Genomic DNA, 25296 nt, shown 5'->3' on the forward strand with positions numbered 1-25296 from the left:
AATCTGTGAAACCCGTAATCTGGATTACTCGTCAGCGATGCTGGCGGGCGGCCAATTCTCGAGGCGCATGCCAAGAGACAGACCACGGGAGGCCAACACGTCCTTGATCTCAGTCAGGGACTTCTTACCGAGGTTAGGAGTTTTAAGCAACTCAACTTCGGTACGCTGTACCAGATCACCAATATAGTGGATAGCTTCTGCCTTCAGACAGTTCGCAGAACGAACTGTCAGCTCCAAATCATCGACAGGACGCAGCAGAATCGGATCAAACTCGGGTTTCTCTTCTTTCTTCTCGGGCACGCTGACATCGCGCAGATCCACGAAGGCTTCCAGTTGTTCAGCCAGAATAGTGGCGGAACGACGGATGGCTTCTTCAGGATCCAGAGTACCATTGGTCTCCATGTCGATGACCAGCTTGTCCAAGTCGGTACGCTGTTCCACGCGTGCTGCCTCAACATTGTAGGCAATACGAACGATGGGGCTGAACGCGGAGTCCAGCAGCAGGCGACCGATAGGACGCTCTTCATCATCGTTGTGAACACGAGCAGAAGCAGGCACATAACCACGACCGCGCTGAACTTTCAGGCGCATGCTGATTTCAGCATTGGCGCCAGTCAGGTGGCAGATTACGTGCTCCGGGTTTACGATCTCGACTTCATCACCGTGAGTGATATCACCAGCGGTAACGGGGCCTGTTCCAGACTTGGTCAGGGACAGAGTTACCTCGTCCTTGCCTTCCAGCTTCACAGCGATACCTTTCAGGTTGAGCAGGATTTCAAGAATGTCTTCCTGTACACCTTCTTTGCTGCTGTACTCGTGCAGTACTCCGTCAATTTCGACTTCAGTAACCGCACAACCGGGCATAGATGACAGCAAAATACGACGCAGAGCATTGCCCAGCGTGTGACCAAAGCCACGCTCAAGCGGCTCGAGAGTCACTTTCGCGTGAGTCGGGCTAACTTGCTCGATGTCAACTAGCCGCGGTTTAAGAAAATCTGTTACAGAACCCAGCATTGTGTCCTCTCTTTAGAAGCTAGCTTTACTTGGAGTAAAGCTCGACGATCAGCTGTTCGTTAATGTCGGCAGACAGGTCGGAACGCTCTGGCAGGCGCTTGAAGGCACCTTCCATCTTAGCAGCGTCAACCTCTACCCAAGTCGGCTTCTCGCGCTGACCAGCAACTTCCAGGGAAGCTTTGATACGCGCTTGCTTCTTAGCCTTCTCACGAACGCAGACCACGTCCTCAGGGGATACCTGGAAAGAAGGAACATTTACGACACGGCCGTTTACCATGATGGCTTTGTGGCTCACCAGCTGACGAGATTCAGCACGGGTAGCGCCGAAGCCCATACGGTAGACGACGTTGTCCAGACGACCTTCCAGCAGCTGCAACAGGTTTTCACCGGTGTTACCCTTTTGACGGGCAGCATCGCGGTAGTAGTTGCGGAACTGTTTTTCCAATACGCCGTAGATACGACGAACTTTTTGTTTCTCGCGCAGTTGCACACCGTAGTCAGACAGACGCGCTTTACGCGCACCGTGTTGACCTGGAACGGTGTCAATCTTGCACTTAGAATCAATCGCACGAACACCAGACTTCAGGAAGAGGTCGGTGCCCTCACGACGGCTAAGCTTAAGCTTAGGACCGATATATCTTGCCATCTTCTTTCTCCAACAATCCTAGACCAAGTAGCTACAGCGTTATACGCGGCGCTTCTTGGGAGGACGACAACCGTTGTGCGGGATCGGAGTCACATCAGTAATATTAGTGATGCGGAAACCAGCCGCGTTCAGAGCGCGGATGGAAGACTCACGACCGGGACCCGGACCTTTGACCATGACTTCCAGGTTCTTCACGCCGTATTCTTTGGCGATCTCACCAGCACGCTCAGCAGCTACCTGGGCAGCAAACGGAGTGGACTTACGGGAACCACGGAAACCGGAACCACCAGAGGTAGCCCAAGACAGAGCATTGCCCTGACGGTCAGTAATGGTCACGATTGTGTTGTTGAAAGATGCATGAACGTGTGCAATACCGTCGCTCACTTGCTTTTTAACGCGCTTGCGAGCACGAGTCGGAGTTTTAGCCATTTTCTACCTTCCCGTTACTTCTTGATAGCCTTGCGCGGACCCTTACGGGTACGAGCGTTGGTCTTGGTACGTTGACCACGAACAGGCAGGCTACGACGGTGACGCAAACCACGGTAGCAACCCAGATCCATCAAGCGTTTGATGTTCATGGAAATCTGACGACGCAAGTCACCTTCAACGGTGAATTTACCTACTTGCTCGCGCAGACTTTCGATCTGAGCTTCGTCCAAGTCTTTAATTTTCACATTCTCAGCAATACCGGCTGCGGCACAGATGGCCTTGGAGCGGGTACGACCGACGCCATAAATCGCAGTCAACGCAATGACTGCATGCTTATGGTCAGGAATGTTAATGCCAGCGATACGGGCCACTGTTCACTCCTACGTAGCGTAGATAACGACCACCACAAAGCCCGTGAGCGGATACGTGGCGGTCAACCAATACACAACAAAAGTTGGCTGGCTATAATAGCCAGCACAACTATTTGTTGCAAGTACTAACCGTAAAAATTAGCCTTGGCGCTGTTTATGCTTTGGCTCGCTGCAAATCACACGCACCACACCGTGACGCTTGATGATTTTGCAGTTACGGCAGATTGCCTTAACGGAAGCACGAACTTTCATTGCTTAACTCCGTAACTACGCCGACCTTTAGCGGCCGTAGCCCTTCAGGTTGGCCTTCCTCAGGACGTCGCCATATTGATGAGACATCATATGGGTTTGTACCTGAGCCATGAAGTCCATGATAACTACCACGATAATCAGCAGCGAGGTGCCACCGAAGTAGAACTGTACGTTCCAGGCAGTCATCAAGAACTGGGGTACCAGACAGATAAAGGTGATATAGAGCGCACCTGCCAATGTCAGGCGAGTCATAACCTTATCGATGTAACGTGCTGTCTGCTCGCCCGGGCGGATCCCCGGGATAAAGGCTCCACTCTTCTTCAAGTTATCTGCTGTCTCGCGGGGGTTGAACACCAGCGCGGTATAGAAGAAGCAGAAGAAGATAATGGCTGCTGCATAGAGCATCTCATACAAGGGTTGACCCGGCTGCAGGACCATAGAGACCTGCTGCAGAACGTCAGCTACCTTGCCCTCGCCCTGACCAAACCAAGAGGTAATGGTCCCAGGGAAGAGGATGATGCTGGATGCGAAAATCGCAGGAATCACACCGGCCATATTTACTTTCAACGGCAGGTGTGTGCTTTGCGCGGCGAATACCTGGCGGCCTTGTTGACGCTTGGCGTAGTTCACGACGATACGACGCTGACCACGTTCCACGAACACCACAAAGTAAGTCACTGCGAAAACAATCAAGCCCAGCAACAACAACAGCAGGATGTGCAATTCCCCTTGACGTGCCTGTTCGGCCGTAGCGCCAATGGCATGAGGCAGACCAGCAACGATACCCGTGAAAATAATCAACGAGATACCATTACCAATCCCACGCTCGGTAATCTGTTCACCCAACCACATCAAGAACATGGTACCGGTGACCAGACTCACAACGGCCGTGAAATAGAAGCCCAAACCCGGATGAGTCACGAGTCCCTGCATCATATTCGGCAGACCGGTTGCAATACCAATGGCCTGGAAAGTTCCCAAAACCAGCGTGCCCCAACGGGTATATTGGCTAATCTTGCGACGGCCGGATTCACCTTCTTTCTTGAGTTCAGCAAGAGCGGGGTGAACCACAGTCAGCAGCTGGATAATGATCGACGCCGAAATGTACGGCATGATCCCCAGTGCAAGAATAGAAGCACGCGAGAGTGCACCACCACTGAACATGTTAAACATCTCAATGATGGTGCCCTTCTGTTGTTGGAACAACTCGGCCAGTACGGCGGCGTCAATACCAGGAATAGGCACATAAGAGCCTGCACGGAAAACGATAATCGCCCCGAGAACGAAGAGCAGACGGCTCTTCAGTTCACTCAGACCACCCTGTGCTTTAACATCCAATCCTGGTTTCTTAGCCATTGTACTGATTATTCCTCGATTTTACCGCCAGCGGCCTCGATGGCTGCACGTGCACCTTTGGTGACGGACAGACCACGAACGGTCACAGCACGGTCAATGTTGCCAGACAGAACAACTTTAGCGAAAACGATGTTCTTAGTAACAACACCGGCTTGCTTCAGAGTGCTCAAATCGACCACATCACCTTCTACCAGGGCCAGTTCGTTCAGACGCACTTCGGCAGATACCAAAGATTTGCGAGAGAAGAAACCGAACTTCGGCAGACGGATTTTCAAAGGCATCTGACCACCTTCGAAACCGTTGCGGACTTTCCCGCCACCGGAACGAGAGGTTTGGCCTTTCACACCACGACCACCAGTCTTGCCCAGACCTGAACCGATACCACGGCCCGGACGGTGCTTAGCAGACTTGGAACCTGGGGCCGGAGACAGAGTATTCAGACGCATGCTTAGCCCTCCACCTTAACCATGTAATAAACCTGGTTGATCATACCGCGTACGCAAGGAGTATCTTCCAGCTCGACGGTGTGACCAATGCGACGCAGACCCAGACCACGCAGAGTCGCCTTATGCTTTGGCAGACGGCCGATAGAGCTGCGAGTTTGAGTTACTTTTACAGTGTTAGCCATGTCGCATTACCCCAGAATTTCTTCAACGCGCAGACCACGCTTGGCAGCGATCTGAGCCGGGGATTGACCCTGCACCAGAGCGTCGACAGTTGCGCGAACAACGTTGATTGGGTTGGTGGAACCGTAGGTCTTAGCCAGCACGTTGTGGATACCAGCAACTTCCAGCACAGCACGCATGGCGCCGCCTGCAATGATACCAGTACCTTGTGAGGCCGGCTTCATGAACACGGTGGAGCCAGAGTGAACACCACGCACCGGATGGTGCAGAGTGCCATTGTTCAGCTCAACTTTGCTCAGGTTACGCTTAGCCTGTTCCATTGCCTTTTGAATGGCAGCTGGAACTTCACGGGCTTTACCGTAACCGTAACCTACACGGCCGTTACCATCACCCACCACGGTCAACGCGGTGAAGGACATGATACGACCACCTTTAACAGTTTTCGAAACACGGTTTACTGCAATCAGCTTTTCTTGCAGTTCGCCGGCTTGAGATTCGACTTTAGCCATCTTCGACTCCTAGCTTAGAACTGAAGACCAGCGTCACGAGCAGCGGTAGCCAGAGCGGCTACACGACCGTGATACTTGAAACCGGAACGATCGAAAGATACGTTCTGAACGCCTTTGGCAATAGCACGCTCAGCGATTGCTTTACCTACTGCGGTAGCTGCATCAGCATTACCGGAGTATTTAAGCGCTTCACTGATGGCTTTCTCTACTGTAGAAGCAGAGGCCAGAACTTCGGAACCGTTGGCTGCGATAACCTGCGCGTAGATATGACGCGGGGTACGGTGAACAACCAGACGGGTCGCTCCCAGTTCCTGCATCTTCTTCCGAGCACGAGTAGCACGACGGAGACGAGCTGCTTTCTTGTCCATAGTGTTACCTTACTTCTTCTTAGCTTCTTTAGTACGCACTTGCTCGTTGGCATAGCGTACACCCTTGCCCTTGTAGGGCTCCGGAGCGCGGTAAGAACGGATATCGGCGGCGACTTGGCCAACCAGCTGCTTGTCCACACCACGGAGAACGATCTCAGTAGCAGTCGGGCATTCAGCGGTGACACCAGCCGGCAGCGCATGCTCTACCGGGTGAGAGAAGCCCAGAGCCAGCGCGACAGCATTGCCCTTGATGGAGGCTTTGTAACCCACACCAACCAGCTGCAGCTTACGCTCGAAGCCTTGGGTAACACCGATTACCATGTTGTTAGCCAATGCACGTGCAGTACCGGCCTGAGCGTCAGCACCAGCGATGCCGTCGCGCGGGGCGAACTTCAGTACATTGTCTTCTTTGGTCACTTCTACACCGGCGTGGATGGAACGAACCAGGGAACCTTTACCACCTTTGATGGACAGTTCCTGACCGTTCAGAGTCACCTCTACGCCAGCAGGAATAGTGACGGGTGCCTTAGCAACGCGAGACATTTCCGACCTCCTATTAAGCGACGTAGCAGATGATCTCACCACCCATGCTTGCCTGACGGGCAGCACGGTCGGTCATCACACCTTTAGACGTGGACACGATAGCAACACCGAGACCGCCCATAACTTTCGGCAGATCAGTAGTGCGCTTGTAAATACGCAGGCCGGGACGGCTCACGCGTTGGATCAGTTCTACAACCGGCTTGCCCTGGAAATATTTCAGTTCAATTTCCAGTTCCGGCTTCACATCACCTGCTACGGAGTAGCCAGCGATGTAACCTTCTTCTTTCAGCACGTTGGCAATAGCCACTTTCAGCTTGGAAGAAGGCATGGAAACCGCAACTTTGCTCGCCGCTTGACCGTTACGGATGCGGGTCAGCATGTCCGCGATCGGATCTTGCATGCTCATAGTCTAACTCCCGAGATTCTTACCAAGAGGCCTTTTTGAGACCTGGAATTTCGCCCTTCATGGCATGCTCACGCACCTTGATGCGGGACAGGCCAAACTTGCGCAGGAAACCGTGCGGACGACCAGTAATATTGCAACGGTTACGCTGGCGGGACGGACTGGAATCACGGGGCAGCTGTTGCAGTTGCAAGACAGCATCCCAACGCGCTTCTTCAGAAGCGTTCATATCAACAATGACAGCTTTCAGCTCGGTTCGCTTAGTGGCGAACTTGGCTACCAGCTTCGCACGCTTTGCTTCACGTGCTTTCATGGATGTTTTAGCCATAACCCTAACCTTACTTGCGGAATGGGAAGTTAAAGGCAGCCAGCAGAGCACGGCCTTCTTCGTCGGTATTCGCGGAAGTGGTGATGGTGATATCCAGACCACGGACGCGATCGACTTTGTCATAGTCGATTTCCGGGAAGATGATTTGCTCACGCACGCCCATGGAGTAGTTACCACGACCATCGAACGCTTTAGCGTTCAGGCCACGGAAGTCACGGATACGCGGTACGGAGATGCAAATCAGCCGTTCCAGGAACTCCCACATACGCTCGCCACGCAGGGTTACTTTACAACCTATCGGGTAGCCTTCACGAATCTTGAAGCCCGCAACAGATTTGCGAGCTTTGGTGATCAGTGGCTTCTGACCGGAAATGGCAGCCATATCGGCAGCAGCATTTTCCAGCAGTTTCTTGTCAGAAATCGCCTCACCAACACCCATGTTCAGGGTGATTTTCTCGATCCGAGGGACTTGCATGATCGTCTTGTAACCGAACTGCTTTGACAGTTCTTTTGCTACATCGGATCTGTAGTAATCATGCAGTTTCGCCATCGTTAAACTCCAATTACTTTACAAGTTCGCCGGTAGACTTGAAGAAACGAACTTTTTTGCCGTCTTCAATCCGGAAACCAACGCGATCAGCCTTGCCAGTGGCAGAGTTGAACAGCGCTACGTTTGAAACATCGATCGGGGCTTCTTTGGTGATGATACCGCCAGCCTGACCCAATGCGGGTACCGGCTTCTGGTGTTTCTTCACCTGGTTGATGCCTTCCACGAGAACCTTACCTTTAGCGATCAGGACTTGAGTGACTTTGCCACGCTTGCCCTTGTCTTTACCGGTAAGAACAATCACTTCGTCTTCGCGACGGATTTTAGCTGCCATCGTTCGACTCCTTACAGTACTTCGGGTGCCAGGGACACAATCTTCATGAACTTCTCATTACGGAGTTCACGGGTCACCGGGCCAAAAATACGAGTACCGATTGGCTGTTGGTTGCCGTTAAGCAAAACAGCCGCATTGTTGTCGAAACGGATGACAGAGCCGTCCGGACGACGAACGCCTTTACGGGTGCGTACGACCACCGCGTTATACACATCACCTTTCTTCACTTTACCGCGAGGAATAGCTTCCTTGATGGAAACCTTGATGATGTCGCCGATGCCGGCGTAACGGCGGTGCGAGCCACCCAGAACCTTAATACACATTACACTGCGAGCGCCGGAGTTGTCGGCTACACCCAGCATACTTTGCATCTGGATCATTTTAGTGCTCCGCTTTGTTTACTTCTTATCCCTTCCGGGATCTGGCTGCCTTCAAAAGGCGCGAAACTATAACACAGCTTCTTTTGAAAAGGTAGCCTAAAAAACAAACGGCCCCGAAGGGGGGCCGTTTGGGCAAAAAAGGACCATTAGGCCTTTTCTACGACAGCAACCAGGGTCCAGGACTTGGTCTTGGACAGCGGGCGGCATTCGCGGATTTCCACGAGGTCACCAGCTTTACACTCGTTGTTTTCGTCATGTACGTGCAGCTTGGTAGTGCGCTTGATGATCTTACCGTAGATCGGGTGCTTTACCTTGCGCTCGATAGCGACGGTGATGGACTTGTCCATCTTGTCGCTAATTACACGACCTTGCAGAGTACGGATTTTGTCAGTCATTACGCACCTGCCTTCTCTGTCAGTACAGTCTTAATACGTGCGACGTCACGACGCACTTGTTTCAGAGTGTGAGTCTGAGCCAGCTGGCCGGTGGATGCTTGCATGCGCATGTTGAATTGCTCACGCAGCAGACCCAGCAGCTCCTGGTTCAGTTCATCGACGCTCTTTTGACGCAGATCTTGGGCTTTCATCACATCACCGTCTTAATTACGAAAGTGGTCTGAACGGACAGCTTGGCAGCGGCCAGGGCGAAGGCTTCACGAGCCAGAGCCTCAGGAACACCATCCATCTCGTACAGAACCTTGCCAGGTTGGATCGGGCATACCCAGTATTCGACGTTACCCTTACCTTTACCCATACGAACTTCGAGGGGCTTTTCGGTAATCGGCTTGTCCGGGAACACACGGATCCAGATCTTACCCTGACGCTTAACGTGACGGGTCATGGCACGACGGGCTGCTTCGATTTGACGAGCAGTCAGTTGACCACGGGTAGTCGCCTTCAGGCCAAAGGTACCGAAGGAAACTTCGTTACCAGAGTTGGCCAGACCGCGGTTACGACCTTTGTGGGTCTTGCGGAATTTAGTACGCTTTGGTTGCAACATTTACCGAATCTCCTTACTTAGCAGCGCGGCGCTTGTTGTCACGCTTGGGCTTTGCAGGAGCTTGCTCTTGAGCAGCGGCAGCATTGACTGCAGCCAGACCGCCCAGAACTTCGCCCTTGAAGATCCAAACTTTGACGCCGATCACACCGTAAGTGGTGTGGGCTTCAGAAGTTGCGTAGTCGATGTCGGCACGCAGGGTGTGCAAAGGCACACGACCTTCACGGTACCATTCGGTACGCGCGATTTCAGCGCCGCCCAGACGACCGGACACTTCCACTTTGATGCCCTTGGCACCCAGGCGCATGGCGTTCTGTACGGCGCGCTTCATAGCACGACGGAACATTACGCGACGTTCCAGCTGGGAAGTGATGCTGTCGGCAACGAGTTTGCCATCCAGCTCCGGCTTGCGGACTTCGGAAATGTTGATCTGAGCAGGCACGCCAGCAATGACGGCGACGGCTTTGCGCAGTTTCTCAACGTCTTCGCCTTTCTTACCGATCACAACACCCGGACGAGCGGTGTGAATGGTCACACGGATGCTCTTGGCCGGACGCTCGATGGTGATCTTGGACAAGGACGCGTTTTTCAGCTCCTTGGTCAGGAACTGGCGTACTTGAAAATCGCTGTACAGGTTGTCAGCGAAGTCTTTGGTGTTCGCGAACCAGGTAGAATTCCAAGGCTTGGTAATACCCAGGCGAATGCCATTAGGATGTACTTTCTGACCCATTGCTTATCTCCCAGCCTTAGCGTCGGATACCACTACAGTGATGTGAGCGGTACGCTTGAGGATACGATCCGCGCGACCTTTGGCACGAGGACGGATGCGCTTCATGGAGGGACCTTCGTCGACCATGATAGTAGCAACACGCAGGGCGTCGATGTCGGCGCCTTCGTTGTGCTCAGCGTTTGCAATGGCAGATTCCAGCACTTTCTTCACCAGAACAGCAGCCTTTTTCGGGCTGAAGGTCAGGAGAGTCAGAGCCTTGTCTACGGACAGACCACGTACTTGATCGGCTACCAGACGAGCTTTCTGGGCAGAAGTACGGGCATAACGGTGTTTAGCGATAGCTTCCATCATTTATCCCTTAGCGCTTCTTAGCCTTCTTATCAGCAGCATGGCCGCGATAAGTACGAGTCGGTGCGAATTCACCCAGTTTGTGACCGATCATTTCTTCGGTAACGAAAACCGGAACGTGCTGACGACCATTATGGACAGCGATGGTCAAACCGATCATATTCGGGATGATCATTGAACGACGGGACCAGGTCTTAACCGGCTTTTTATCCCCGCTTTCCACCGCTTTCTCTACCTTCTTCAGCAAGTGCAGGTCAATAAAAGGACCCTTCTTGAGAGAACGTGGCATGGTGATTCCTCTATGTTAACAATTACTTGTTACGACGACGTACGATGTACTTGTCGGTACGCTTGTTCTTACGGGTCTTGAAGCCTTTAGCCTTCTGGCCCCATGGGGACACAGGCTGCATGCCTTTGTTACGACCCTCACCACCACCGTGCGGGTGATCAACCGGGTTCATCGCCATACCGCGAACGGTCGGACGAATACCACGCCAGCGGTTTGCACCGGCTTTACCCAGTTGACGCAGCATGTGCTCGGAGTTACCGACTTCACCGATGGTAGCGCGGCACTCGGCCAGAACTTTACGTACTTCGCCGGAACGCAGACGCAGAGTTACATAGTTACCATCACGCGCCAGGATCTGGATGAAAGTACCAGCGGAACGAGCCAGCTGGGCACCTTTACCAGGTTTCATCTCTACGGCGTGAACGGTAGAACCGACCGGGATGTTGCGCATCGGCAGGGTGTTACCCACCTTGATTGCAGCATCAACACCAGAAGCGATAGCGTCACCAGCTTTCAGGCCTTTCGGCGCCAGGATGTAACGACGCTCACCGTCTGCATACAACACCAGAGCGATGTTAGCGGTACGGTTAGGATCGTATTCCAGGCGTTCTACTTTAGCCGGGATACCGTCTTTGTCGCGCTTGAAGTCGACGATACGGTAGTGTTGCTTGTGACCACCACCGATATGACGGGTAGTGATACGGCCGTTGTTGTTACGACCACCGGACTTGCTTTTGCTGTCCAGCAGAGCGGCGAAGGGCTTACCCTTGTACAGCTCTTGATTGACGATCTTAACGACGTGGCGGCGGCCCGGAGAAGTAGGCTTGCACTTAACGATTGCCATTTTTCAGAACTCCTCTTACTCGGCTGCGCCCATGAAGTCGATGTCCTGACCAGCTTTCAGGGTCACATAAGCCTTTTTCCAATCGGAACGACGGCCTACACGCGCACCTGAGCGCTTGGTTTTACCCTTCATGTTCAGGGTACGGACGGTCTCAACTTCGACCTCGAACAGTTTCGCAACTGCAGCTTTGACTTCCGCCTTGGTGGCATCAACAGCAATCTTGAACACGATAGTGTTCTGCTTTTCTGCGACCATGGTGCTCTTTTCAGAGATATGCGGAGCCTTCAGAACTTTCAACAAACGCTCTTCGCGGATCATGCCAGCATCTCCTCGATTTGCTTAACTGCATCAGCAGTCATCAGAATCTTGTCGAAAGCGATCAGGCTGACCGGGTCGATACCGGCAACGTCACGCACGTCAACTTTGTACAGGTTGCGAGCAGCCAGGAACAGGTTCTCATCGACTTCAGCAGTCACGATCAGAACGTCAGTCAGTTCCATCTCTTTCAGCTTGGCGATCAGTTCTTTAGTCTTCGGCGCTTCGATGCCGAATTTCTCAACAACGATCAGGCGCTCTTGACGTACCAGCTCGGACAGGATGCTACGGATAGCGCCGCGGTACATCTTCTTGTTAACTTTTTGGCTGTGATCTTGCGGCTTAGCAGCAAAAGTCACACCACCGGAACGCCAAATGGGCGAACGGATGGAGCCAGCACGGGCACGACCAGTACCCTTCTGACGCCACGGCTTTTTGCCGCCACCAGACACTTCAGAGCGAGTCAGCTGCGCACGAGTACCCTGACGGGCACCTGCGGCATATGCAACGACGACCTGGTGAACCAGAGCTTCGTTGAATTCGCGCCCGAAGGTAGTCTCGGAAACTTCAAGAGCGCTCTTGGCGTCTTTCATTACCAATTCCATTACTATCTCCTCAGACGTTACGCTTTGACGGCAGGTTTGACGATCACGTTGCCGTTGGTTGCACCCGGTACTGCACCTTTGATGAGCAGCAGGTTACGTTCAGCGTCAACACGAACCAGTTCCAGGTTCTGAGTCGTTACACGCTCAGCACCCATGTGACCAGCCATCTTTTTGCCCTTGAATACACGACCCGGAGTCTGGTTCTGACCGATAGAACCCGGAGCGCGGTGAGACAAGGAGTTACCGTGGGTCATATCCTGGGTGCGGAAGTTGTGGCGCTTTACAGTGCCCGCAAAACCTTTACCCTTGGATGTGCCAGTAACGTCTACCATCTTAACGTCAGCGAGAAGATCTACTTTCAGCTCGCTACCAACAGTGAAAGTTTCACCGTTGTTCAGGCGGAATTCCCACAGACCGCGGCCGGCTTCGACACCAGCTTTGGCGAAGTGGCCAGCTTCCGGCTTGGTTACACGGCTGGCTTTTTTGGCGCCAGTGGTAACTTGAATAGCGTTGTAGCCGTCGGTTTCTACAGATTTGACCTGAGTTACACGGTTAGCTTCAACTTCGATAACAGTCACCGGGATAGAAACGCCATCTTCAGTGAAGATGCGAGTCATACCCACTTTGCGACCTACAAGACCGATTGTCATTGTTATCAACCTCTTTCCGTAATTAACCCAGGCTGATCTGGACGTCTACACCGGCTGCCAGATCCAGACGCATCAGGGCGTCTACGGTCTTGTCAGTCGGCTCAACGATGTCTACCAGACGCTTGTGAGTGCGGATCTCGTACTGATCACGCGCATCTTTGTTGACGTGCGGGGAGATCAGGACGGTGAAGCGCTCTTTGCGAGTCGGCAGCGGGATAGGACCGCGAACCTGCGCGCCAGTGCGCTTTGCAGTTTCAACGATTTCCGCTGTGGATTGATCGATCAGGCGATGATCAAAAGCCTTCAGGCGAATACGGATTCTTTGGTTCTGCATTGACAGAGCTCCAATAGATAAAAGAACATAAATCAACACCGCCCGACCGAGAATACTCCCGCCAGAGGTGCGATTTTTCACGTTTCCTCCCATATCGGGAGGACTGTATGGCTGGCGACTCGTAAACGGGAAGCTCAGCAGCAGACCAATCGTCTGGCTTACCTCATGGGTAAGCGGAGGGGATTATACGGATTTTTTCAATTCGCGCAAGGGCGGGCGGACAGATAGTGCGCAACTTTGTGTGGCGGATGGATCTCGCTGACGATCCCCTGCCCGCCTACCGCAAACCGGTAACGACAATGTTGCAAACAGGCTGATAGACTGCGCCCTTGCCTCTGTCAGCGGAACGACCCCGATGCTCAAAGATCAGAAAAAAGCCTATCAATATGGACTCTGCGCCGTCGCCCTCTGGTCGACGGTGGCCACCGCCTTCAAGATCTCCCTCGCCTACTTCGAGCCGGTGCAGCTGCTGCTCGTGGCGGCCCTGACCTCGACCCTGACTCTCGGCGCTATCGTTGCCAAACAGGGCAAGCTGTCGCTGCTGCGGAGCTATATCAAGGAGCGTCCCTTCTACTATCTGGCATTGGGGGTGTTGAATCCCTTCCTCTATTACCTGCTGCTGTTCAAGGCCTATGATCTGCTGCCCGCCCAGCAGGCACAGACCCTCAACTACACCTGGGCCATCACCCTCAGTCTGCTGGCCGTCCCCTTCCTCGGCCAGAAGCTGCGCCGCCGCGACGGGGTCGCCATAGTGCTGGGTTACTTCGGCGCCCTGGTGATCGCCACCAAGGGGGATGTGTTCGGCCTGCAGTTCGACAGCCCGCTCGGGGTGACGCTGGCACTGGTGTCGACCCTGATCTGGGCCGGCTACTGGATCCTCAACACCCGCAACCAGGGCGATCCTGTGGTCAGCCTGCTGCTCGGCTTCCTCATCAGCCTGCCGTTTATCGTCGTGGCGACCTGGCTGCTCTCCGACTTTGCCATGACCGCCTGGCAGGGTTGGGCCGGCGCCATCTATGTCGGCCTGTTCGAGATGGGGTTCGGCTTCGTGCTCTGGTTGATGGCCCTGCGCCACGCCACCAACACGGCGCCCATCAGCAACCTCATCTTCATCTCGCCCTTCGCCTCCCTGGTGCTGCTCAACCTGCTGATCGGCGAGACCATACACCCGGCGACCCCCATAGGGCTGGCCCTGATAGTGGCGGCCCTGCTCATTCAGCAGCTGAAATACGGCAAGCGCTACCGCAAGACGAGCGAACCCCAGGCCTGACAATGCAAAAGGGGCGCATCCATCGATGCGCCCCTTCTCAATCCATCCACTCCAGCGGCTGGTGCTTGGGCAGCCGGATCTCCACCAGCAGGCCCCCCAGCTCCGAGTCTCCCAGCCGTATGGTGCCGTGGTGCTGGGACACTATCTTGGCGACGATCGCCAACCCCAGCCCGCTGCCACCCCCGGTGCGCGCCACATTGCCCTGGGTAAAGGGCTTGAGGACCCGGGAGTGATCCTGGGCCGGAATGCCGGGACCATCGTCCGACAGCCGCAGCCGGACCCAGTGACCGTCGTCTTTCAGCTCCACCTGCAGCCGGCTCGCCCCATAGCGTCGCGAGTTGCCCGACAGGTTGTTGAGGATGCGGCGAAGGCTGATGGGGTTGCAGGCCACCCGCACCGCCTGCTCCGGCAAGACCAGCTCCAGCTCCAGCCCCTGATCGGTCTGCATCAGCAGGGCATCGTGGATCAGCTGGGTCAGATCGATCTGCTGGGTGTCCAGCCCCTCGTCCGGGCGTATGTAGTCGATGAACTGATCGATGATACCGTTGGATTCATCGATGTCCGCGTTGATGCTCTCCCGCAAGTACTCGTCTCCGGACGACATCATCTCGGTCGCCAGCCGGATGCGGGTCAAGGGGGTGCGCAGATCGTGGGAGACCCCGGCCATCATCAGGTTGCGCTCCTCGATCAGCCGCTTGATGGAGCTCGACATGTGGTTGAAGGTGCGGGTCAGCCGGCGCACCTCCCGCGAGCCTCGTTCCCCCAGCGCATCGGGGAAGTTGCCGCGCGCCACCGCCACGGCGCCCGCCTCCAGATCCTCCAGCGGACGCACCAGCTGGCGGGCGAAGCGCCAGGCGGCAAACAGGGTCACCACCAGCAGCACGCTCATGTAGATGATCAGCGGCTCGATGTCATCATCCTCGATCTCGGTCAGCGGGATCCGCACCCATATCTGGCTGGCATGGGGCGGCTGGATCCAGATGATGTAGTGATCCTGGATCTCGACCCGCACCTTGGTCGGCCCCTTCAGCTCACGGCTGATGTTCTCTTCCAGATAGGCGTAGGGTTTGGAGTCGTTGAGCCCGTGCTGCTCCGCTTCGCTCTGGGTGTAGATGTCACTGCCGGTGGCCACATAGACCAGCGCCTCGGCATCTTCGCTCAGCGCCAGCTGCTTGCTGTCGATGGGGAAGATCAGCTTGACCTGATTGGCCAGCAGATGGCTGATCTGCTTGACGGTGGGTGACAGCAGATAGTTATAGAAGGTGACATAGGAGACAAACTGATAGACCACCAACACGGCAGCCAGGAACCAGAGCATGCGGGAGAACATGCTGCTCACTTTCTTCATGCGCCATCACCGTCCGGCACAAACACATAACCCAGACCCCAGACGGTCTGCAGGTAACGGGGCTGGGCCGGGTCCTGCTCCAGCAGGCGGCGCAGGCGGGACACCTGCACGTCTATGCTGCGCTCGGTCGCGGTGTACTCGCGGCCCCGGGCCAGGTTCATCAGCTTGTCACGGGAGAGCGGCTCGCGGGGGTGGCTCACCAGCACCTTGAGCACCGCAAACTCGCCGCTGGTCAGGGCGACGGGGTCGCCGTCGCGGCTCAGCTCACGGGTCGCCAGGTTGAGTTGATGGGCGCCAAAGCTCACCACCTTCTCGGCGGAAGAGGGGGCACCGGGCAGCTCGACGGTGTGGCGCCGTAGCACGGCGCGGATCCGGGCCAGCAGCTCGCGAGGGTTGAACGGCTTGGGCAGGTAGTCATCGGCCCCCATCTCGAGCCCGACGATGCGATCCACCTCGTCCCCCTTGGCGGTGAGCATCAACACAGGTATCTGGTTACCCGCCTCGCGCAGGCGGCGGCAGATGGAGAGTCCATCCTCCCCCGGCAGCATCAGGTCCAGCACCATCAGGCTGAAGTTCTCACGGGTCAGCAGCCGATCGGCCTGCTCACCGTTGGCGACGCCCCGCACCATGAACCCCTGCTCGGTGAGGTAACGCTCCAGCAGGGAGCGTAATTTCAGATCGTCGTCGACCACCAGAACCTTGTATTGCTGACTCATCGCTGCCTCTCCTCTCTCTCTTCTGCCCCAATACTAGGGCGCCCCCCGGCAACGACAAAGCATAAATATGTTACCGGTTATTACCCTCATCCCGGGAACCACGGGGGATGGCACCCGCGCTGGACAAGCTTGTGGCACCTTTTTGCTCGACAGCCAGACGCCAATGGCTAAGATCCCGGGCAGCACAATGCAACCCGCCATGCTGGCGCAAGGGATTGATAAGCTCATGAAAACCAAACTCATCACCCGCGAAGGCTACAACAGACTCCGGCAGGAGCACGACACCCTGTGGCGCGAGGAGCGGCCCGAGGTCACCAAGAAGGTGGCCTGGGCGGCGAGCCTGGGGGATCGCAGCGAGAACGCCGACTACCAGTACAACAAGAAGCGGCTGCGGGAGATCGATCGGCGGGTGCGTTACCTGCGCAAGTGCCTGGAGGAGCTGACCATAGTCGATTATGCCCCGTCCCAGGAGGGCAAGGTGTTCTTCGGCGCCTGGGTCGAGGTGGAGAGCGAAGAGGGAGAGACCAAGCGCTTTCGCATCGTCGGCTATGACGAGATCTTCGGTCGCAAGGATTACATCTCTATCGACTCCCCCATGGCCCGCGCCCTGCTCAAGAAGGAGGTGGGGGATGAGGCCATAGTGCGCACCCCCGTCGGTGACGCCTGCTGGTATGTCAACGACATCAGCTACCCCAAGTGACCCTATCGGGAGAGCGCGGGCCCACCCGCCCCGGTGACCACCTGCCCCCGCGGGGTCAGGCTGGCGCCCTTGCCCGGGGTGGCATCCCCAGCGTCGACCTCATATAGTGCTCACACCCGGCGCCTTGCGGCGCCAACCGGCCCGCGCTGCAGCGGCCTGGCTGGTACCTTGAGTACCGCCAGGACAGACCCCTTGCACGGCGACATAGCCCCGCGCTGGCCAGTTAGACAGGACCCGACCACAGAGACCCCAGATGCACAGCCATGTAATTGAGAGACAGATTGCCGGTGAGCTGAATGCCCGCCCGGAACAGGTGCAGGCCGCCGTGCGCCTGCTGGACGAAGGTTCCACCGTGCCCTTCATCGCCCGTTATCGCAAGGAGGTGACCGGCGGCCTGGACGACAGTCAGCTGCGTACCCTGGAGAGCCGCCTCGGCTATCTGCGTGAACTGGAAGATCGCCGCCAGGTGATCATTCGCTCCATCGAGGAGCAGGGCAAGCTGACCCCCGAGCTGGCGCGCGAGCTGAACGGTGCCGACAGCAAGACCCGGCTGGAAGATCTCTATCTCCCCTACAAGCCCAAACGTCGCACCAAGGGGCAGATGGCCATCGAAGCCGGGCTGGAGCCGCTGGCCAATCTGTTGCTCACCGACCCCATGCAGGATCCGGAGCAGGAGGCGGCCCGCTTCCTCAATGCCGAGCAGGGAATAAACGACAGCAAGGCCGCCCTCGACGGCGCCCGCTACATACTGATGGAGCGCTTCGCCGAGCAGGCCGATCTGCTGGAGAAGCTGCGGGACTACCTGTGGCAAAACGCCACCCTGCGCGCACGGGTGGTGGCGGGCAAGGAGCAGGAAGGGGCCAAGTTCAAGGACTACTTCGAACACGATGAGCCGCTGCACAAGGCCCCCTCCCACCGGGTGCTGGCCATGCTGCGTGGCCGCAATGAAGGGGTGCTCAACCTGGCGCTGGTGACCGGCGACGACGAGAGCGCCAGCCCCTGCGAGGGCATCATCACCCATCACCTCAGGCTGAACCTGCAGGGCCGGCCGGCCGACAAGTGGCTGCAGGGGGTAGTGAGCTGGACCTGGAAGATCAAACTCTCGCTGCAGATGGAGACCGAGCTCATCGGCCGCATCCGCGAGAGTGCCGAGGAAGAGGCGATCAAGGTGTTTGCCATGAACCTGCAGGATCTGCTGATGGCGGCGCCGGCCGGTATGCGCTGCACCATGGGGCTGGATCCGGGCATCCGTACCGGGGTCAAGGTAGCCGTGGTCGATGCCACCGGCAAGCTGGTCGATCACGCGACCATCTACCCGTTCGAACCCAAGAAGCAAGTCGATCAGAGCCTCAGGACCCTGAGCGAGCTGTGCCAGAAGCACAAGGTCGAGCTCATCAGCATCGGCAACGGCACCGCCTCGCGGGAAACCGACCGGCTGGTGAGCGATCTGTTCGAGCGCTATCCCGCCGCCAAGGCGCAGAAAATAGTGGTGAGCGAAGCCGGCGCCTCCGTCTACTCCGCCTCCGAACTCGCCTCCCAGGAGTTCCCGGATCTCGACGTCTCCATCCGCGGTGCCGTCTCCATCGCCCGCCGGCTGCAGGATCCCCTGGCCGAGCTGGTCAAGATCGATCCCAAGAGCATAGGCGTGGGCCAATACCAGCACGATGTGGGTCAGAGCCAGCTGGCGCGCCGGCTGGACGCCGTGGTCGAGGATTGCGTGAACGCGGTGGGGGTGGACGTGAACACCGCCTCGGTCGCCCTGCTCAACCGGGTCTCCGGCCTCTCCCAGACCCTGGCCCAGAACATAGTCGCCTACAGAGACGACAACGGCGCCTTCCACAACCGCCAGCAACTGCTCAAGGTGAGCCGGCTCGGCCCCAAGGCGTTCGAGCAGTGCGCCGGCTTCCTGCGCATTCGCGGCGGCAGCAACCCGCTGGACGGCTCGGCGGTGCACCCGGAATCCTATCCCGTGGTGGAGCGGATCCTGGCGCAACTCCAGCAGCAAGTGGAGAGCCTGCTCGGCAACGGCAGCCTGCTGCGCGGCCTGAGGGCCGCCGACTACACAGATGAGCGATTCGGGGTCCCCACGGTCACCGACATCATAGGTGAACTGGACAAGCCGGGCCGTGACCCGCGCCCCGAGTTCAAGACCGCCACCTTCAAGGACGGGGTGGAGAAGATCAGCGACCTGGTGCCCGAGATGGTGCTGGAGGGCGTGGTCACCAACGTCACCAACTTCGGCGCCTTCGTCGACATCGGCGTGCATCAGGACGGGCTGGTGCACATCTCCTACCTGACCGATCGCTTCATCAAGGATCCCCGCGAGGTGGTCAAGGCGGGCGACATAGTGCGGGTCAAGGTGCTGGAGGTGGATGCCCCGCGCAAGCGGATCAGCCTCACCATGCGCCTCAATGAGAAAGCCGGCGAGAAGAGTGGGCAGCAGGCCCGCAAACCAGCCGAGCCGCGTCAAACGATGGGCGCGCCCAAGGCGAGAAGCGAGCCGAGGCCGGCCAATCCCATCGGGGGGGCCATGGGCAACGCCTTCGCCGCCGCCCTCTCCAAGAACAAGAAATAGCCGACCGGCACGATGAAAAAGCCCCGAAAGGGGCTTTTTCATGGGTCTTCGCCAAGGCTGAGGAGTCACAGGCCATCAAGGTTGCCCTGCACTGACAGTAGGCGACTTAGATATCCAGGCTGAAGCTCTGACGGGGGGTGGGCCTGACCGCCTGCCGATAGTGCTGGGCGATGATCTGATTGCGTCTGTCCATATAGGCACCGAGCGGGCCGGATGCACCGCTGGCAGGCTCGACCTCCATCAGCTCCCTGCGGGCCTGCGCCTGCTTGAGCGTGGCGGTGCGGGCCACGCTCAGATCCTGGGAGGAGGGCTCGGCCGGTGCCAGGGCGGCAGCGCGCACCTGCTCATGCTGGCGCATCTCACGACCCCGCTCCACCCGCTGCTGTTGCTTCTGTTGCTCCTGCTGGCCTGACTCCTGCTGCCTGCGCTTCCCGTCTTCATCGGTGGCGTCGACAAAGCGCTGGGGCGCCGCCGTCGGGCTGGCTGGCGTACTCTCACGGGAGGATTGGGCAGCGGGGTTGGCCTGGGCGGCCCTGGACTGGTCTTTCTGGGAGGCCACGCCGGACTCGGCAGCGGAGGCCTCGCCCTGGCGCGCCTGGGGTACGAGTTCGGTGCGGCGATTGTCAGTCCGTGCCGATTCCATCTGCGGGTGCAGCTGATTGGGAATCATCGGCGGCAGACCGACGTTGATGTTCATCTCACACCCTGATGTCGATCAGGGTACCCAGCATGTCGCTGGCGGTCTGGATCACCTTGCCGGAGGCGCCGGCCTGCAGCTCGGCCACCTTGAGCGTGACCAGCTCGTCCGGCAGCTCCACCCGATCGCCGCCCGGCGTATTGAGGCGGGCGATCTGGCCGGATGCCTGCTCGGCGAGCAGTTCCGCCCGCTGGAATCCCTGTACTCCCGTCGTCATGGCGGAATCTATACGCATCATCTTGCTCCTCTGGCTGTTGACTGATTATTCACCACCCAGAGGAATTATTGAAGCCTGCCGCTCGCTTTTCAGCCGATGAACTCCCGCACCATGGCGATGAACTGCGCCGGATGGGAGATGAAGGGAGCATGGGAGGCCTTGTCCAGCACCAGGCTGCGGCTATGCGGATAGCGCTCGTCCAACAGCGGGATGGCCGCCTTGGGCACCAGCGAATCCAGCCTGCCGTAGATGCGCAGCCAGGGCAGGCTGAGCGCAGATAGTTCATCCCGCAGATCGACATCGGCCAGCAGGCAGAGGCCGGCCTCCAGCGCCGCAAGCTGGGGCACCGGCCGCTCCGCCAGCCAGTGGCGCAGCTGACGGATGTCATCCCGGGCGTGCTCGCTGCCCATGGCCTGGATCGCCAGGAAGCGCTCTATGGTCTGCTTGAAGTCCCCCGCCAGCATCTGGTTGAAGCCGGCCAGCACCTTGGGCGCGATGCCGGGCCACTCATCCCGCGCCATAAAACAGGGCGAACTGGCAACCGTGATCAGGGATTGCACCCGCTCAGGATGAGTCAGGGCCAACTGGCTCGCCACCAGGCCGCCGAGGGACCAGCCGAGCAGATGACAACGCTCCGGCAATACGCTGGCCACCAGCTCTGCCAGCCAGGACAGGGAATAGTCACTCCCGTCGTTCAGGGGACTGTTGCCGAAGCCGGGCAGATCCACCAGATGCACCCGATAATGGTCCGCCAGCTGCTGGGCTATGCCGTGCCAGACAGCGCCATTCATGCCCCAGCCATGCAACAACACCAGATCCGGCCCCTGGCCAAACCGCTCAACCGATATGCTCATCTAGACTCAAGATCCCTGTTTATCCGCTTGGTGCCTGCATGTTAAAGCGGCTGCTCGCCAAAGCAAGTCCGATCCTCGGCAGTCGGGCCGACTGGCTGGGGCTCTGTCTGCTCTGCCGCCAGCCCTGTGACGACAAGCCCCTGCTGTGCGACTGGTGCCAGCGGGCCCTGCGACAACAGGAGCCTCGCTGCCAACTGTGCGCCGCCCCGCTGCCGGCCGAAGGGATCCTCTGCGGCCGCTGCCAGCGCCGGCCACCACCCTGGCAGCGACTGCAGGTGATCGGCGACTACCTACCGCCCTACCCCCTGCTCATCCCCCGCCTCAAGTACTCGGGCCAGATCCTGTTGGCGTCCCCCCTCGCACGCTTGCTGGCCGACCATCTGGATCTCGCGCAGCCGCCCGAGGTCATCATTCCGGTGCCGTTGCACTGGTGGCGACACTGGTGGCGCGGCTTCAATCAGGCGCAGGAGATCGCCGATACTCTTGCCGAGATCACCGGCATCCCCTGCGACAACGGACTGCTGCGCCGAGCCAAGGCCACCCCGCAGCAGACCAGGCTGAGTGCCGGCCAACGTCGGCGCAACCTGCGCGGCGCCTTTCAGATCCGAACCCACCACTATCGCCACGTGGCGCTGCTCGACGATGTGGTCACCACGGGTGCCACCGCGGGCCAGCTCACCCGCTTGCTCCACGAGAGCGGTGTCCAACGGGTTGAAGTCTGGGCAATCTGCCGCACCCTGAAGCACCTGAAATGACGCCCACGCAGAACAGGCTCCACTCGGCTGCTCATTTTTATAACCACGGCATGAAGGAGTAACGGAGTGAGCACTTTGCCGCTCTCTGTCACATCATGAAGCACAGCAAGCAACTACTGCCATGCTACCCAAGCCCTGCCAAGAGAGTTATCATGAATACCCTAGTCGTACACTCAGGTTTATGAGGATAGTGATGATCAGCATTTCCGACACCGCCCAGGCGCATTTCCGCAAGCTGCTGGAAAATCAGCCTGATGGCACCAATATCCGGGTGTTTGTGGTCAATCCGGGAACCCAGAACGCCGAGTGCGGCGTCTCTTATTGCCCACCGGATGCGGTGGACCCGGAAGATCAACACCTGCCTTTCAGCGGCTTCGACTGCCTGGTCGATCCCCTGAGCTCCCCTTATCTGGTGGATGCCACCATAGATTTCGTCACCGATCAGATGGGCTCCCAGCTCACCCTCAAGGCGCCGAATGCCAAGATGCGCAAGGTCGCCGACGATGCCCCCCTGGCCGATCGCATCGAATACGTGCTGATGTCAGAGGTGAACCCCATGCTGGCCGGTCACGGTGGCAAGGTGACCTTGATTGACATCACCGACGACAAGCTGGCGATTTTGCAGTTCGGTGGTGGTTGCAACGGCTGCTCACAGGTGGATTACACCCTGAAAGAGGGGATCGAGAAGCAACTGCTGGAGAAATTCCCGGGCGAGCTCAACGGCGTGAAAGATGCCACCGAGCACCAGCGTGGTGATCACTCCTACTATTGATCGGCCCTGCCGCTCATGAAAAAGGCCCCGCCAGATCCTGGCGGGGCCTTTTGCTATCCGGCGAGCCGAACAGGATCACTCGTCGCGCTTGTCCCGGCTGAGCAGGGCGATGGCGGCCTCTTTCGGGTTCTTGCCCTGATAGAGCACCTGGAAGATCTGCTCGCAGATGGGCATCTCGACGCCGCAGCGGGCCGCCAGCAGATGCACCTCCTTGGTGTTGCGATAGCCTTCCACCACCTGGCCGATCTCGGCCATGGCGGTCTCCACCGTCTTGCCAGCCCCGAGCGCCAGCCCGAAGCGGCGGTTGCGAGACTGGTTGTCGGTACAGGTCAGCACCAGATCCCCGAGCCCCGCCATCCCCATGAAGGTCTTGGCATCGGCACCGAGGGCGGCGCCAAGGCGCTGCATCTCCACCAGACCCCGGGTGATGAGCGCTGTCCTGGCGTTGGCGCCAAAACCCAAGCCGTCGGAGAGGCCGGCACCGATGGCGATGACGTTTTTGACCGCCCCGCCCAGCTGCAGGCCGATGAAGTCCGGGTTGGTATAGACCCGGAACGAACGGCCACAGTGCAGCAGCAGCGAGAGATCGTCGGCGAAGTCGTCGTGGGTCGACGCCACCGAGATGGCGGTCGGCAACCCGGCGGCCAGCTCCCTGGCGAAGGTCGGGCCTGAGATCACCGCCAGCGGGATATCCTCACCCAGCACCTCGCGGGCCACGTCCTGCAGCAGCCGGCCACTGTCCGGCTCCAGCCCCTTGGTAGCCCAGGCGATACGGGTATCGGGGCGCAGGAAGGGCTTGACCCGGGCCAGCACCTGACCGAACACATGGCTCGGTACCACCAGCAGCAGCACGGGGGCGGCTTGCACCGCCTGCTGCAAGTCGGCAGTCAGCTGCAGATCGGCGGGGAAAGGGACATCCGGCAGGAAGGTCTTGTTGCAGCGATCTTGTTCCAGCACGGCGACATGAGCGGGATCGTGACCCCACAGCAGGGTCGGATGACCGTTGCGTGCCAGAGAAATGGCAAGGGCGGAGCCGTAAGACCCCGCCCCCAAGACCGAGATAGCGATCTGGTCGGCCATTATCAGGCTTCCGCAGTCGCCTGCTGGGCCTGTGCCTGCGCCATGTGCTGGGCAAACAGGGCATCGAAGTTGACCGGTGCCAGGTTCAGCTGCGGGAAGGAGCCCTTGCTCACCAGGTTAGCCACGGCTTCGCGGGCATAGGGGAACAGGATGTTGGGGCAGAAGGCGGCCAGGCAGTGAGCCAGCTGCGGCTCCGGCAGGTTGCCGATGGAGAAGATACCGGCCTGCTGCACTTCACACAGGAAGGCGGTCTCGGTTTCCAGCTTGCAGGTCACGGTCAGGGTCAGCACGACCTCGTACACGCCGTCGGCCAGCACGCTGGTCTTGGTGTCCATGTCCAGCTTGACGTCCGGCTGCCACTCTTTCTGGAAGATGTGCGGAGTGTTCGGCGCTTCGAAGGAGACATCCTTGGTGTAGACACGCTGGATGTGGAATTCCGGTTGCACTTCCTGGTTGTTGATTTCGTCAGCCATTTCGTTTGATTCCTTTTTAAGAAAATGAGTGGGCGCAGGCCCTTAAATCAGCGTTTTTTGGTTACCGGCAGATTCTCTGCACGCCATTGGGCCATGCCACCGCTGAGCGTATACACCTGCTTGAAACCGGCCTTGCTCAGTAGGCGACCCGCGCCACCAGCGGTCATCCCCGACTCGCACACCACTATGATGGGGGCATCTTTATGCTTTTCAACCGGACCCAGATTATTGGCCTGGATCTGGGTGAGGGGCAGGTGATGAGCGCCGGCCAGGTGGCCCTTGGCAAACTCTTCCTGACTGCGAATGTCCACCACTGTGGCACTTTCACGGTTGATCAGCAGGGTGGCGGTGTGGTTGTTCACCGCCTTCACCGGAGAAAAACGAGCACGCACCGTGGTGTACACCAGGGTGCCTGCCAGGCCGAACCAGGCTGCTGCCAGCAGCGGGTTGCGGGCCGCAAAATCCAAATACTCTTGCATCTTCTACTATCCAGGGACCAAGACAAGGGCCCGAGTATACATGGGGCCCCCGATAAGATCAGCCATCTTGGCGGCAAAGCGAGAGCAAGCTCCCATCAGGGGTTGAGCGCGGGTTTCCCCCCATGAAGAGCGGCCATAGACGC

40 protein-coding genes are annotated in these 25296 nt (G+C 58.0%); 5 read left to right on the forward strand and 35 right to left on the reverse strand.

Annotated features, from left to right (window positions below; genetic code table 11):
- Positions 1 to 24: 24 nt before the first annotated feature.
- From EL255_RS19970 to rpsJ, 27 genes are all read right to left on the reverse strand, one after another.
- A complete protein-coding gene (locus EL255_RS19970) occupies positions 25 to 1014 on the reverse strand; it encodes a DNA-directed RNA polymerase subunit alpha (RefSeq protein ID WP_005307997.1) in 990 nt (329 codons plus the stop codon).
- A gap of 25 nt (positions 1015 to 1039) precedes the next feature.
- Positions 1040 to 1660: a 30S ribosomal protein S4 gene (gene rpsD / locus EL255_RS19975; protein WP_042652866.1), complete on the reverse strand. Its 621-nt coding sequence runs from the start codon at positions 1658 to 1660 to the stop codon at positions 1040 to 1042.
- A gap of 39 nt (positions 1661 to 1699) precedes the next feature.
- Positions 1700 to 2089, reverse strand: coding sequence for a 30S ribosomal protein S11 (gene rpsK / locus EL255_RS19980; RefSeq protein WP_005319702.1), 390 nt, complete (start codon positions 2087 to 2089; stop codon positions 1700 to 1702).
- Positions 2090 to 2103: 14 nt separating this feature from the next.
- Positions 2104 to 2460: a 30S ribosomal protein S13 gene (rpsM, locus tag EL255_RS19985; protein ID WP_005307991.1), complete on the reverse strand. Its 357-nt coding sequence runs from the start codon at positions 2458 to 2460 to the stop codon at positions 2104 to 2106.
- A 138-nt stretch (positions 2461 to 2598) separates the two neighbouring features.
- The gene (rpmJ, locus tag EL255_RS19990) at positions 2599 to 2712 is read right to left on the reverse strand and encodes a 50S ribosomal protein L36 (protein WP_005319705.1); all 114 of its coding nucleotides are present in this window, start codon (positions 2710 to 2712) and stop codon (positions 2599 to 2601) included.
- 27 nt (positions 2713 to 2739) lie between these two features.
- Entirely contained in the window at positions 2740 to 4068 is a 1329-nt protein-coding gene (gene secY / locus EL255_RS19995) for a preprotein translocase subunit SecY (protein ID WP_042652867.1), read from the reverse strand.
- 8 nt (positions 4069 to 4076) lie between these two features.
- A complete protein-coding gene (gene rplO, locus EL255_RS20000; protein ID WP_042652868.1) occupies positions 4077 to 4514 on the reverse strand; it encodes a 50S ribosomal protein L15 in 438 nt (145 codons plus the stop codon).
- Positions 4515 to 4516: 2 nt separating this feature from the next.
- On the reverse strand, positions 4517 to 4696 hold the full coding sequence (rpmD, locus tag EL255_RS20005; protein ID WP_005307985.1) for a 50S ribosomal protein L30: 180 nt from the start codon (positions 4694 to 4696) through the stop codon (positions 4517 to 4519).
- Positions 4697 to 4702: 6 nt separating this feature from the next.
- On the reverse strand, positions 4703 to 5203 hold the full coding sequence (rpsE, locus tag EL255_RS20010; RefSeq protein ID WP_042010196.1) for a 30S ribosomal protein S5: 501 nt from the start codon (positions 5201 to 5203) through the stop codon (positions 4703 to 4705).
- Positions 5204 to 5217: 14 nt separating this feature from the next.
- On the reverse strand, positions 5218 to 5571 hold the full coding sequence (gene rplR, locus EL255_RS20015; RefSeq protein WP_005319717.1) for a 50S ribosomal protein L18: 354 nt from the start codon (positions 5569 to 5571) through the stop codon (positions 5218 to 5220).
- 9 nt (positions 5572 to 5580) lie between these two features.
- Entirely contained in the window at positions 5581 to 6114 is a 534-nt protein-coding gene (rplF, locus tag EL255_RS20020; protein ID WP_005319720.1) for a 50S ribosomal protein L6, read from the reverse strand.
- A 13-nt stretch (positions 6115 to 6127) separates the two neighbouring features.
- Positions 6128 to 6520: a 30S ribosomal protein S8 gene (gene rpsH, locus EL255_RS20025; protein WP_042652869.1), complete on the reverse strand. Its 393-nt coding sequence runs from the start codon at positions 6518 to 6520 to the stop codon at positions 6128 to 6130.
- A gap of 19 nt (positions 6521 to 6539) precedes the next feature.
- Complete coding sequence (gene rpsN / locus EL255_RS20030; protein WP_042652870.1) at positions 6540 to 6845, reverse strand: 30S ribosomal protein S14; 306 nt, start codon at positions 6843 to 6845, stop codon at positions 6540 to 6542.
- 10 nt (positions 6846 to 6855) lie between these two features.
- A complete protein-coding gene (gene rplE / locus EL255_RS20035) occupies positions 6856 to 7395 on the reverse strand; it encodes a 50S ribosomal protein L5 (protein ID WP_042652871.1) in 540 nt (179 codons plus the stop codon).
- A 13-nt stretch (positions 7396 to 7408) separates the two neighbouring features.
- A complete protein-coding gene (gene rplX / locus EL255_RS20040; protein ID WP_042652872.1) occupies positions 7409 to 7726 on the reverse strand; it encodes a 50S ribosomal protein L24 in 318 nt (105 codons plus the stop codon).
- An 11-nt stretch (positions 7727 to 7737) separates the two neighbouring features.
- Positions 7738 to 8106, reverse strand: a complete 369-nt coding sequence (gene rplN, locus EL255_RS20045; protein ID WP_005890908.1) for a 50S ribosomal protein L14 — start codon at positions 8104 to 8106, stop codon at positions 7738 to 7740.
- A gap of 146 nt (positions 8107 to 8252) precedes the next feature.
- Positions 8253 to 8501, reverse strand: a complete 249-nt coding sequence (gene rpsQ, locus EL255_RS20050) for a 30S ribosomal protein S17 (RefSeq protein WP_005307966.1) — start codon at positions 8499 to 8501, stop codon at positions 8253 to 8255.
- Complete coding sequence (gene rpmC, locus EL255_RS20055) at positions 8501 to 8692, reverse strand: 50S ribosomal protein L29 (RefSeq protein WP_005319733.1); 192 nt, start codon at positions 8690 to 8692, stop codon at positions 8501 to 8503. The genes rpsQ and rpmC overlap by 1 nt, the downstream gene beginning before the upstream one ends.
- A complete protein-coding gene (rplP, locus tag EL255_RS20060) occupies positions 8692 to 9105 on the reverse strand; it encodes a 50S ribosomal protein L16 (protein ID WP_033130009.1) in 414 nt (137 codons plus the stop codon). Before rplP ends, rpmC begins: the two co-directional genes overlap by 1 nt.
- A gap of 13 nt (positions 9106 to 9118) precedes the next feature.
- On the reverse strand, positions 9119 to 9832 hold the full coding sequence (rpsC, locus tag EL255_RS20065; protein ID WP_033130008.1) for a 30S ribosomal protein S3: 714 nt from the start codon (positions 9830 to 9832) through the stop codon (positions 9119 to 9121).
- A gap of 3 nt (positions 9833 to 9835) precedes the next feature.
- Positions 9836 to 10180 carry a 50S ribosomal protein L22 gene (gene rplV, locus EL255_RS20070; protein WP_005890899.1) on the reverse strand — a complete coding sequence of 115 codons (345 nt, stop codon included), beginning with the start codon at positions 10178 to 10180 and terminating at the stop codon, positions 9836 to 9838.
- A 10-nt stretch (positions 10181 to 10190) separates the two neighbouring features.
- Entirely contained in the window at positions 10191 to 10469 is a 279-nt protein-coding gene (gene rpsS, locus EL255_RS20075) for a 30S ribosomal protein S19 (RefSeq protein ID WP_005307960.1), read from the reverse strand.
- A 22-nt stretch (positions 10470 to 10491) separates the two neighbouring features.
- Positions 10492 to 11313, reverse strand: a complete 822-nt coding sequence (gene rplB, locus EL255_RS20080) for a 50S ribosomal protein L2 (RefSeq protein ID WP_042652873.1) — start codon at positions 11311 to 11313, stop codon at positions 10492 to 10494.
- A 15-nt stretch (positions 11314 to 11328) separates the two neighbouring features.
- Positions 11329 to 11631 carry a 50S ribosomal protein L23 gene (gene rplW / locus EL255_RS20085; RefSeq protein ID WP_005319747.1) on the reverse strand — a complete coding sequence of 101 codons (303 nt, stop codon included), beginning with the start codon at positions 11629 to 11631 and terminating at the stop codon, positions 11329 to 11331.
- On the reverse strand, positions 11628 to 12233 hold the full coding sequence (gene rplD, locus EL255_RS20090) for a 50S ribosomal protein L4 (RefSeq protein WP_025325386.1): 606 nt from the start codon (positions 12231 to 12233) through the stop codon (positions 11628 to 11630). Before rplD ends, rplW begins: the two co-directional genes overlap by 4 nt.
- A 17-nt stretch (positions 12234 to 12250) precedes the next feature.
- Positions 12251 to 12883 (reverse strand): 50S ribosomal protein L3, encoded by a 633-nt coding sequence (gene rplC / locus EL255_RS20095; RefSeq protein ID WP_005319753.1) that lies wholly within the window; start codon positions 12881 to 12883, stop codon positions 12251 to 12253.
- Positions 12884 to 12905: 22 nt separating this feature from the next.
- Complete coding sequence (gene rpsJ, locus EL255_RS20100; protein ID WP_005307944.1) at positions 12906 to 13217, reverse strand: 30S ribosomal protein S10; 312 nt, start codon at positions 13215 to 13217, stop codon at positions 12906 to 12908.
- Positions 13218 to 13572: 355 nt separating this feature from the next.
- Between rpsJ and EL255_RS20105 the strand changes: the two genes are divergently transcribed.
- On the forward strand, positions 13573 to 14487 hold the full coding sequence (locus tag EL255_RS20105; RefSeq protein ID WP_042652874.1) for a DMT family transporter: 915 nt from the start codon (positions 13573 to 13575) through the stop codon (positions 14485 to 14487).
- Between the two features lie 37 nt (positions 14488 to 14524).
- Here EL255_RS20105 and envZ read toward each other — a convergent pair whose 3' ends face one another.
- Complete coding sequence (envZ, locus tag EL255_RS20110) at positions 14525 to 15835, reverse strand: two-component system sensor histidine kinase EnvZ (protein WP_042652875.1); 1311 nt, start codon at positions 15833 to 15835, stop codon at positions 14525 to 14527.
- Complete coding sequence (ompR, locus tag EL255_RS20115) at positions 15832 to 16551, reverse strand: osmolarity response regulator transcription factor OmpR (protein WP_042652876.1); 720 nt, start codon at positions 16549 to 16551, stop codon at positions 15832 to 15834. The genes envZ and ompR overlap by 4 nt, the downstream gene beginning before the upstream one ends.
- Before the next feature lie 226 nt (positions 16552 to 16777).
- Between ompR and greB the strand changes: the two genes are divergently transcribed.
- Positions 16778 to 17251 carry a transcription elongation factor GreB gene (gene greB / locus EL255_RS20120; protein ID WP_042652960.1) on the forward strand — a complete coding sequence of 158 codons (474 nt, stop codon included), beginning with the start codon at positions 16778 to 16780 and terminating at the stop codon, positions 17249 to 17251.
- A gap of 253 nt (positions 17252 to 17504) precedes the next feature.
- Positions 17505 to 19826, forward strand: coding sequence for a Tex family protein (locus EL255_RS20125; RefSeq protein WP_042652877.1), 2322 nt, complete (start codon positions 17505 to 17507; stop codon positions 19824 to 19826).
- Between the two features lie 106 nt (positions 19827 to 19932).
- On the opposite strand, the gene EL255_RS20130 is transcribed toward EL255_RS20125, so the two are convergent.
- The 3 genes from EL255_RS20130 to bioH all read right to left on the reverse strand — a co-directional run bounded on the left by EL255_RS20130 (position 19933) and on the right by bioH (position 21594).
- Positions 19933 to 20523, reverse strand: a complete 591-nt coding sequence (locus EL255_RS20130; protein WP_042652878.1) for a hypothetical protein — start codon at positions 20521 to 20523, stop codon at positions 19933 to 19935.
- Position 20524: 1 nt separating this feature from the next.
- Positions 20525 to 20758: a hypothetical protein gene (locus EL255_RS20135; protein ID WP_042652961.1), complete on the reverse strand. Its 234-nt coding sequence runs from the start codon at positions 20756 to 20758 to the stop codon at positions 20525 to 20527.
- A 71-nt stretch (positions 20759 to 20829) separates the two neighbouring features.
- Positions 20830 to 21594 carry a pimeloyl-ACP methyl ester esterase BioH gene (gene bioH, locus EL255_RS20140; protein ID WP_042652879.1) on the reverse strand — a complete coding sequence of 255 codons (765 nt, stop codon included), beginning with the start codon at positions 21592 to 21594 and terminating at the stop codon, positions 20830 to 20832.
- A gap of 38 nt (positions 21595 to 21632) precedes the next feature.
- Between bioH and EL255_RS20145 the strand changes: the two genes are divergently transcribed.
- Together EL255_RS20145 and nfuA are read left to right on the forward strand one after the other, a co-directional pair.
- Positions 21633 to 22349 carry a competence protein ComF gene (locus EL255_RS20145; protein ID WP_042652880.1) on the forward strand — a complete coding sequence of 239 codons (717 nt, stop codon included), beginning with the start codon at positions 21633 to 21635 and terminating at the stop codon, positions 22347 to 22349.
- 193 nt (positions 22350 to 22542) lie between these two features.
- Positions 22543 to 23121, forward strand: a complete 579-nt coding sequence (gene nfuA, locus EL255_RS20150) for a Fe-S biogenesis protein NfuA (RefSeq protein ID WP_042652881.1) — start codon at positions 22543 to 22545, stop codon at positions 23119 to 23121.
- 75 nt (positions 23122 to 23196) lie between these two features.
- On the opposite strand, the gene gpsA is transcribed toward nfuA, so the two are convergent.
- From gpsA to EL255_RS20165, 3 genes are read right to left on the reverse strand one after another with little or no spacing between them, the layout of a single operon-like run.
- A complete protein-coding gene (gene gpsA / locus EL255_RS20155) occupies positions 23197 to 24201 on the reverse strand; it encodes an NAD(P)H-dependent glycerol-3-phosphate dehydrogenase (RefSeq protein ID WP_042652882.1) in 1005 nt (334 codons plus the stop codon).
- Between the two features lie 2 nt (positions 24202 to 24203).
- Complete coding sequence (gene secB / locus EL255_RS20160; RefSeq protein WP_005890810.1) at positions 24204 to 24674, reverse strand: protein-export chaperone SecB; 471 nt, start codon at positions 24672 to 24674, stop codon at positions 24204 to 24206.
- 47 nt (positions 24675 to 24721) lie between these two features.
- Positions 24722 to 25153: a rhodanese-like domain-containing protein gene (locus EL255_RS20165; RefSeq protein ID WP_042652883.1), complete on the reverse strand. Its 432-nt coding sequence runs from the start codon at positions 25151 to 25153 to the stop codon at positions 24722 to 24724.
- Between the last annotated feature and the right edge of the window lie 143 nt (positions 25154 to 25296).

It is taken from the genome of Aeromonas encheleia, from assembly GCF_900637545.1.
GTDB lineage: Bacteria > Pseudomonadota > Gammaproteobacteria > Enterobacterales > Aeromonadaceae > Aeromonas > Aeromonas encheleia.

Excerpts from the sequence above, each read along its gene's own strand:
- EL255_RS19970 (WP_005307997.1), bottom strand. The coding sequence starts at position 1,014 with ATGCTGGGTTCTGTAACAGATTTTCTTAAACCGCGGCTAGTTGACATC.
- rpsD (WP_042652866.1), bottom strand. The coding sequence starts at position 1,660 with ATGGCAAGATATATCGGTCCTAAGCTTAAGCTTAGCCGTCGTGAGGGC.
- rpsK (WP_005319702.1), bottom strand. The coding sequence starts at position 2,089 with ATGGCTAAAACTCCGACTCGTGCTCGCAAGCGCGTTAAAAAGCAAGTG.
- rpmJ (WP_005319705.1), bottom strand. The coding sequence starts at position 2,712 with ATGAAAGTTCGTGCTTCCGTTAAGGCAATCTGCCGTAACTGCAAAATC.
- secY (WP_042652867.1), bottom strand. The coding sequence starts at position 4,068 with ATGGCTAAGAAACCAGGATTGGATGTTAAAGCACAGGGTGGTCTGAGT.
- rplO (WP_042652868.1), bottom strand. The coding sequence starts at position 4,514 with ATGCGTCTGAATACTCTGTCTCCGGCCCCAGGTTCCAAGTCTGCTAAG.
- rpmD (WP_005307985.1), bottom strand. The coding sequence starts at position 4,696 with ATGGCTAACACTGTAAAAGTAACTCAAACTCGCAGCTCTATCGGCCGT.
- rpsE (WP_042010196.1), bottom strand. The coding sequence starts at position 5,203 with ATGGCTAAAGTCGAATCTCAAGCCGGCGAACTGCAAGAAAAGCTGATT.
- rplR (WP_005319717.1), bottom strand. The coding sequence starts at position 5,571 with ATGGACAAGAAAGCAGCTCGTCTCCGTCGTGCTACTCGTGCTCGGAAG.
- rplF (WP_005319720.1), bottom strand. The coding sequence starts at position 6,114 with ATGTCTCGCGTTGCTAAGGCACCCGTCACTATTCCTGCTGGCGTAGAG.
- rpsH (WP_042652869.1), bottom strand. The coding sequence starts at position 6,520 with ATGAGCATGCAAGATCCGATCGCGGACATGCTGACCCGCATCCGTAAC.
- rpsN (WP_042652870.1), bottom strand. The coding sequence starts at position 6,845 with ATGGCTAAAACATCCATGAAAGCACGTGAAGCAAAGCGTGCGAAGCTG.
- rplE (WP_042652871.1), bottom strand. The coding sequence starts at position 7,395 with ATGGCGAAACTGCATGATTACTACAGATCCGATGTAGCAAAAGAACTG.
- rplX (WP_042652872.1), bottom strand. The coding sequence starts at position 7,726 with ATGGCAGCTAAAATCCGTCGCGAAGACGAAGTGATTGTTCTTACCGGT.
- rplN (WP_005890908.1), bottom strand. The coding sequence starts at position 8,106 with ATGATCCAGATGCAAAGTATGCTGGGTGTAGCCGACAACTCCGGCGCT.
- rpsQ (WP_005307966.1), bottom strand. The coding sequence starts at position 8,501 with ATGACTGACAAAATCCGTACTCTGCAAGGTCGTGTAATTAGCGACAAG.
- rpmC (WP_005319733.1), bottom strand. The coding sequence starts at position 8,692 with ATGAAAGCCCAAGATCTGCGTCAAAAGAGCGTCGATGAACTGAACCAG.
- rplP (WP_033130009.1), bottom strand. The coding sequence starts at position 9,105 with ATGTTGCAACCAAAGCGTACTAAATTCCGCAAGACCCACAAAGGTCGT.
- rpsC (WP_033130008.1), bottom strand. The coding sequence starts at position 9,832 with ATGGGTCAGAAAGTACATCCTAATGGCATTCGCCTGGGTATTACCAAG.
- rplV (WP_005890899.1), bottom strand. The coding sequence starts at position 10,180 with ATGGAAGCTATCGCTAAACACCGTTATGCCCGTACTTCTGCCCAGAAA.
- rpsS (WP_005307960.1), bottom strand. The coding sequence starts at position 10,469 with ATGCCACGTTCTCTCAAGAAGGGTCCTTTTATTGACCTGCACTTGCTG.
- rplB (WP_042652873.1), bottom strand. The coding sequence starts at position 11,313 with ATGGCAATCGTTAAGTGCAAGCCTACTTCTCCGGGCCGCCGCCACGTC.
- rplW (WP_005319747.1), bottom strand. The coding sequence starts at position 11,631 with ATGATCCGCGAAGAGCGTTTGTTGAAAGTTCTGAAGGCTCCGCATATC.
- rplD (WP_025325386.1), bottom strand. The coding sequence starts at position 12,233 with ATGGAATTGGTAATGAAAGACGCCAAGAGCGCTCTTGAAGTTTCCGAG.
- rplC (WP_005319753.1), bottom strand. The coding sequence starts at position 12,883 with ATGACAATCGGTCTTGTAGGTCGCAAAGTGGGTATGACTCGCATCTTC.
- rpsJ (WP_005307944.1), bottom strand. The coding sequence starts at position 13,217 with ATGCAGAACCAAAGAATCCGTATTCGCCTGAAGGCTTTTGATCATCGC.
- EL255_RS20105 (WP_042652874.1), top strand. The coding sequence starts at position 13,573 with ATGCTCAAAGATCAGAAAAAAGCCTATCAATATGGACTCTGCGCCGTC.
- envZ (WP_042652875.1), bottom strand. The coding sequence starts at position 15,835 with ATGAAGAAAGTGAGCAGCATGTTCTCCCGCATGCTCTGGTTCCTGGCT.
- ompR (WP_042652876.1), bottom strand. The coding sequence starts at position 16,551 with ATGAGTCAGCAATACAAGGTTCTGGTGGTCGACGACGATCTGAAATTA.
- greB (WP_042652960.1), top strand. The coding sequence starts at position 16,778 with ATGAAAACCAAACTCATCACCCGCGAAGGCTACAACAGACTCCGGCAG.
- EL255_RS20125 (WP_042652877.1), top strand. The coding sequence starts at position 17,505 with ATGCACAGCCATGTAATTGAGAGACAGATTGCCGGTGAGCTGAATGCC.
- EL255_RS20130 (WP_042652878.1), bottom strand. The coding sequence starts at position 20,523 with ATGAACATCAACGTCGGTCTGCCGCCGATGATTCCCAATCAGCTGCAC.
- EL255_RS20135 (WP_042652961.1), bottom strand. The coding sequence starts at position 20,758 with ATGCGTATAGATTCCGCCATGACGACGGGAGTACAGGGATTCCAGCGG.
- bioH (WP_042652879.1), bottom strand. The coding sequence starts at position 21,594 with ATGAGCATATCGGTTGAGCGGTTTGGCCAGGGGCCGGATCTGGTGTTG.
- EL255_RS20145 (WP_042652880.1), top strand. The coding sequence starts at position 21,633 with ATGTTAAAGCGGCTGCTCGCCAAAGCAAGTCCGATCCTCGGCAGTCGG.
- nfuA (WP_042652881.1), top strand. The coding sequence starts at position 22,543 with ATGATCAGCATTTCCGACACCGCCCAGGCGCATTTCCGCAAGCTGCTG.
- gpsA (WP_042652882.1), bottom strand. The coding sequence starts at position 24,201 with ATGGCCGACCAGATCGCTATCTCGGTCTTGGGGGCGGGGTCTTACGGC.
- secB (WP_005890810.1), bottom strand. The coding sequence starts at position 24,674 with ATGGCTGACGAAATCAACAACCAGGAAGTGCAACCGGAATTCCACATC.
- EL255_RS20165 (WP_042652883.1), bottom strand. The coding sequence starts at position 25,153 with ATGCAAGAGTATTTGGATTTTGCGGCCCGCAACCCGCTGCTGGCAGCA.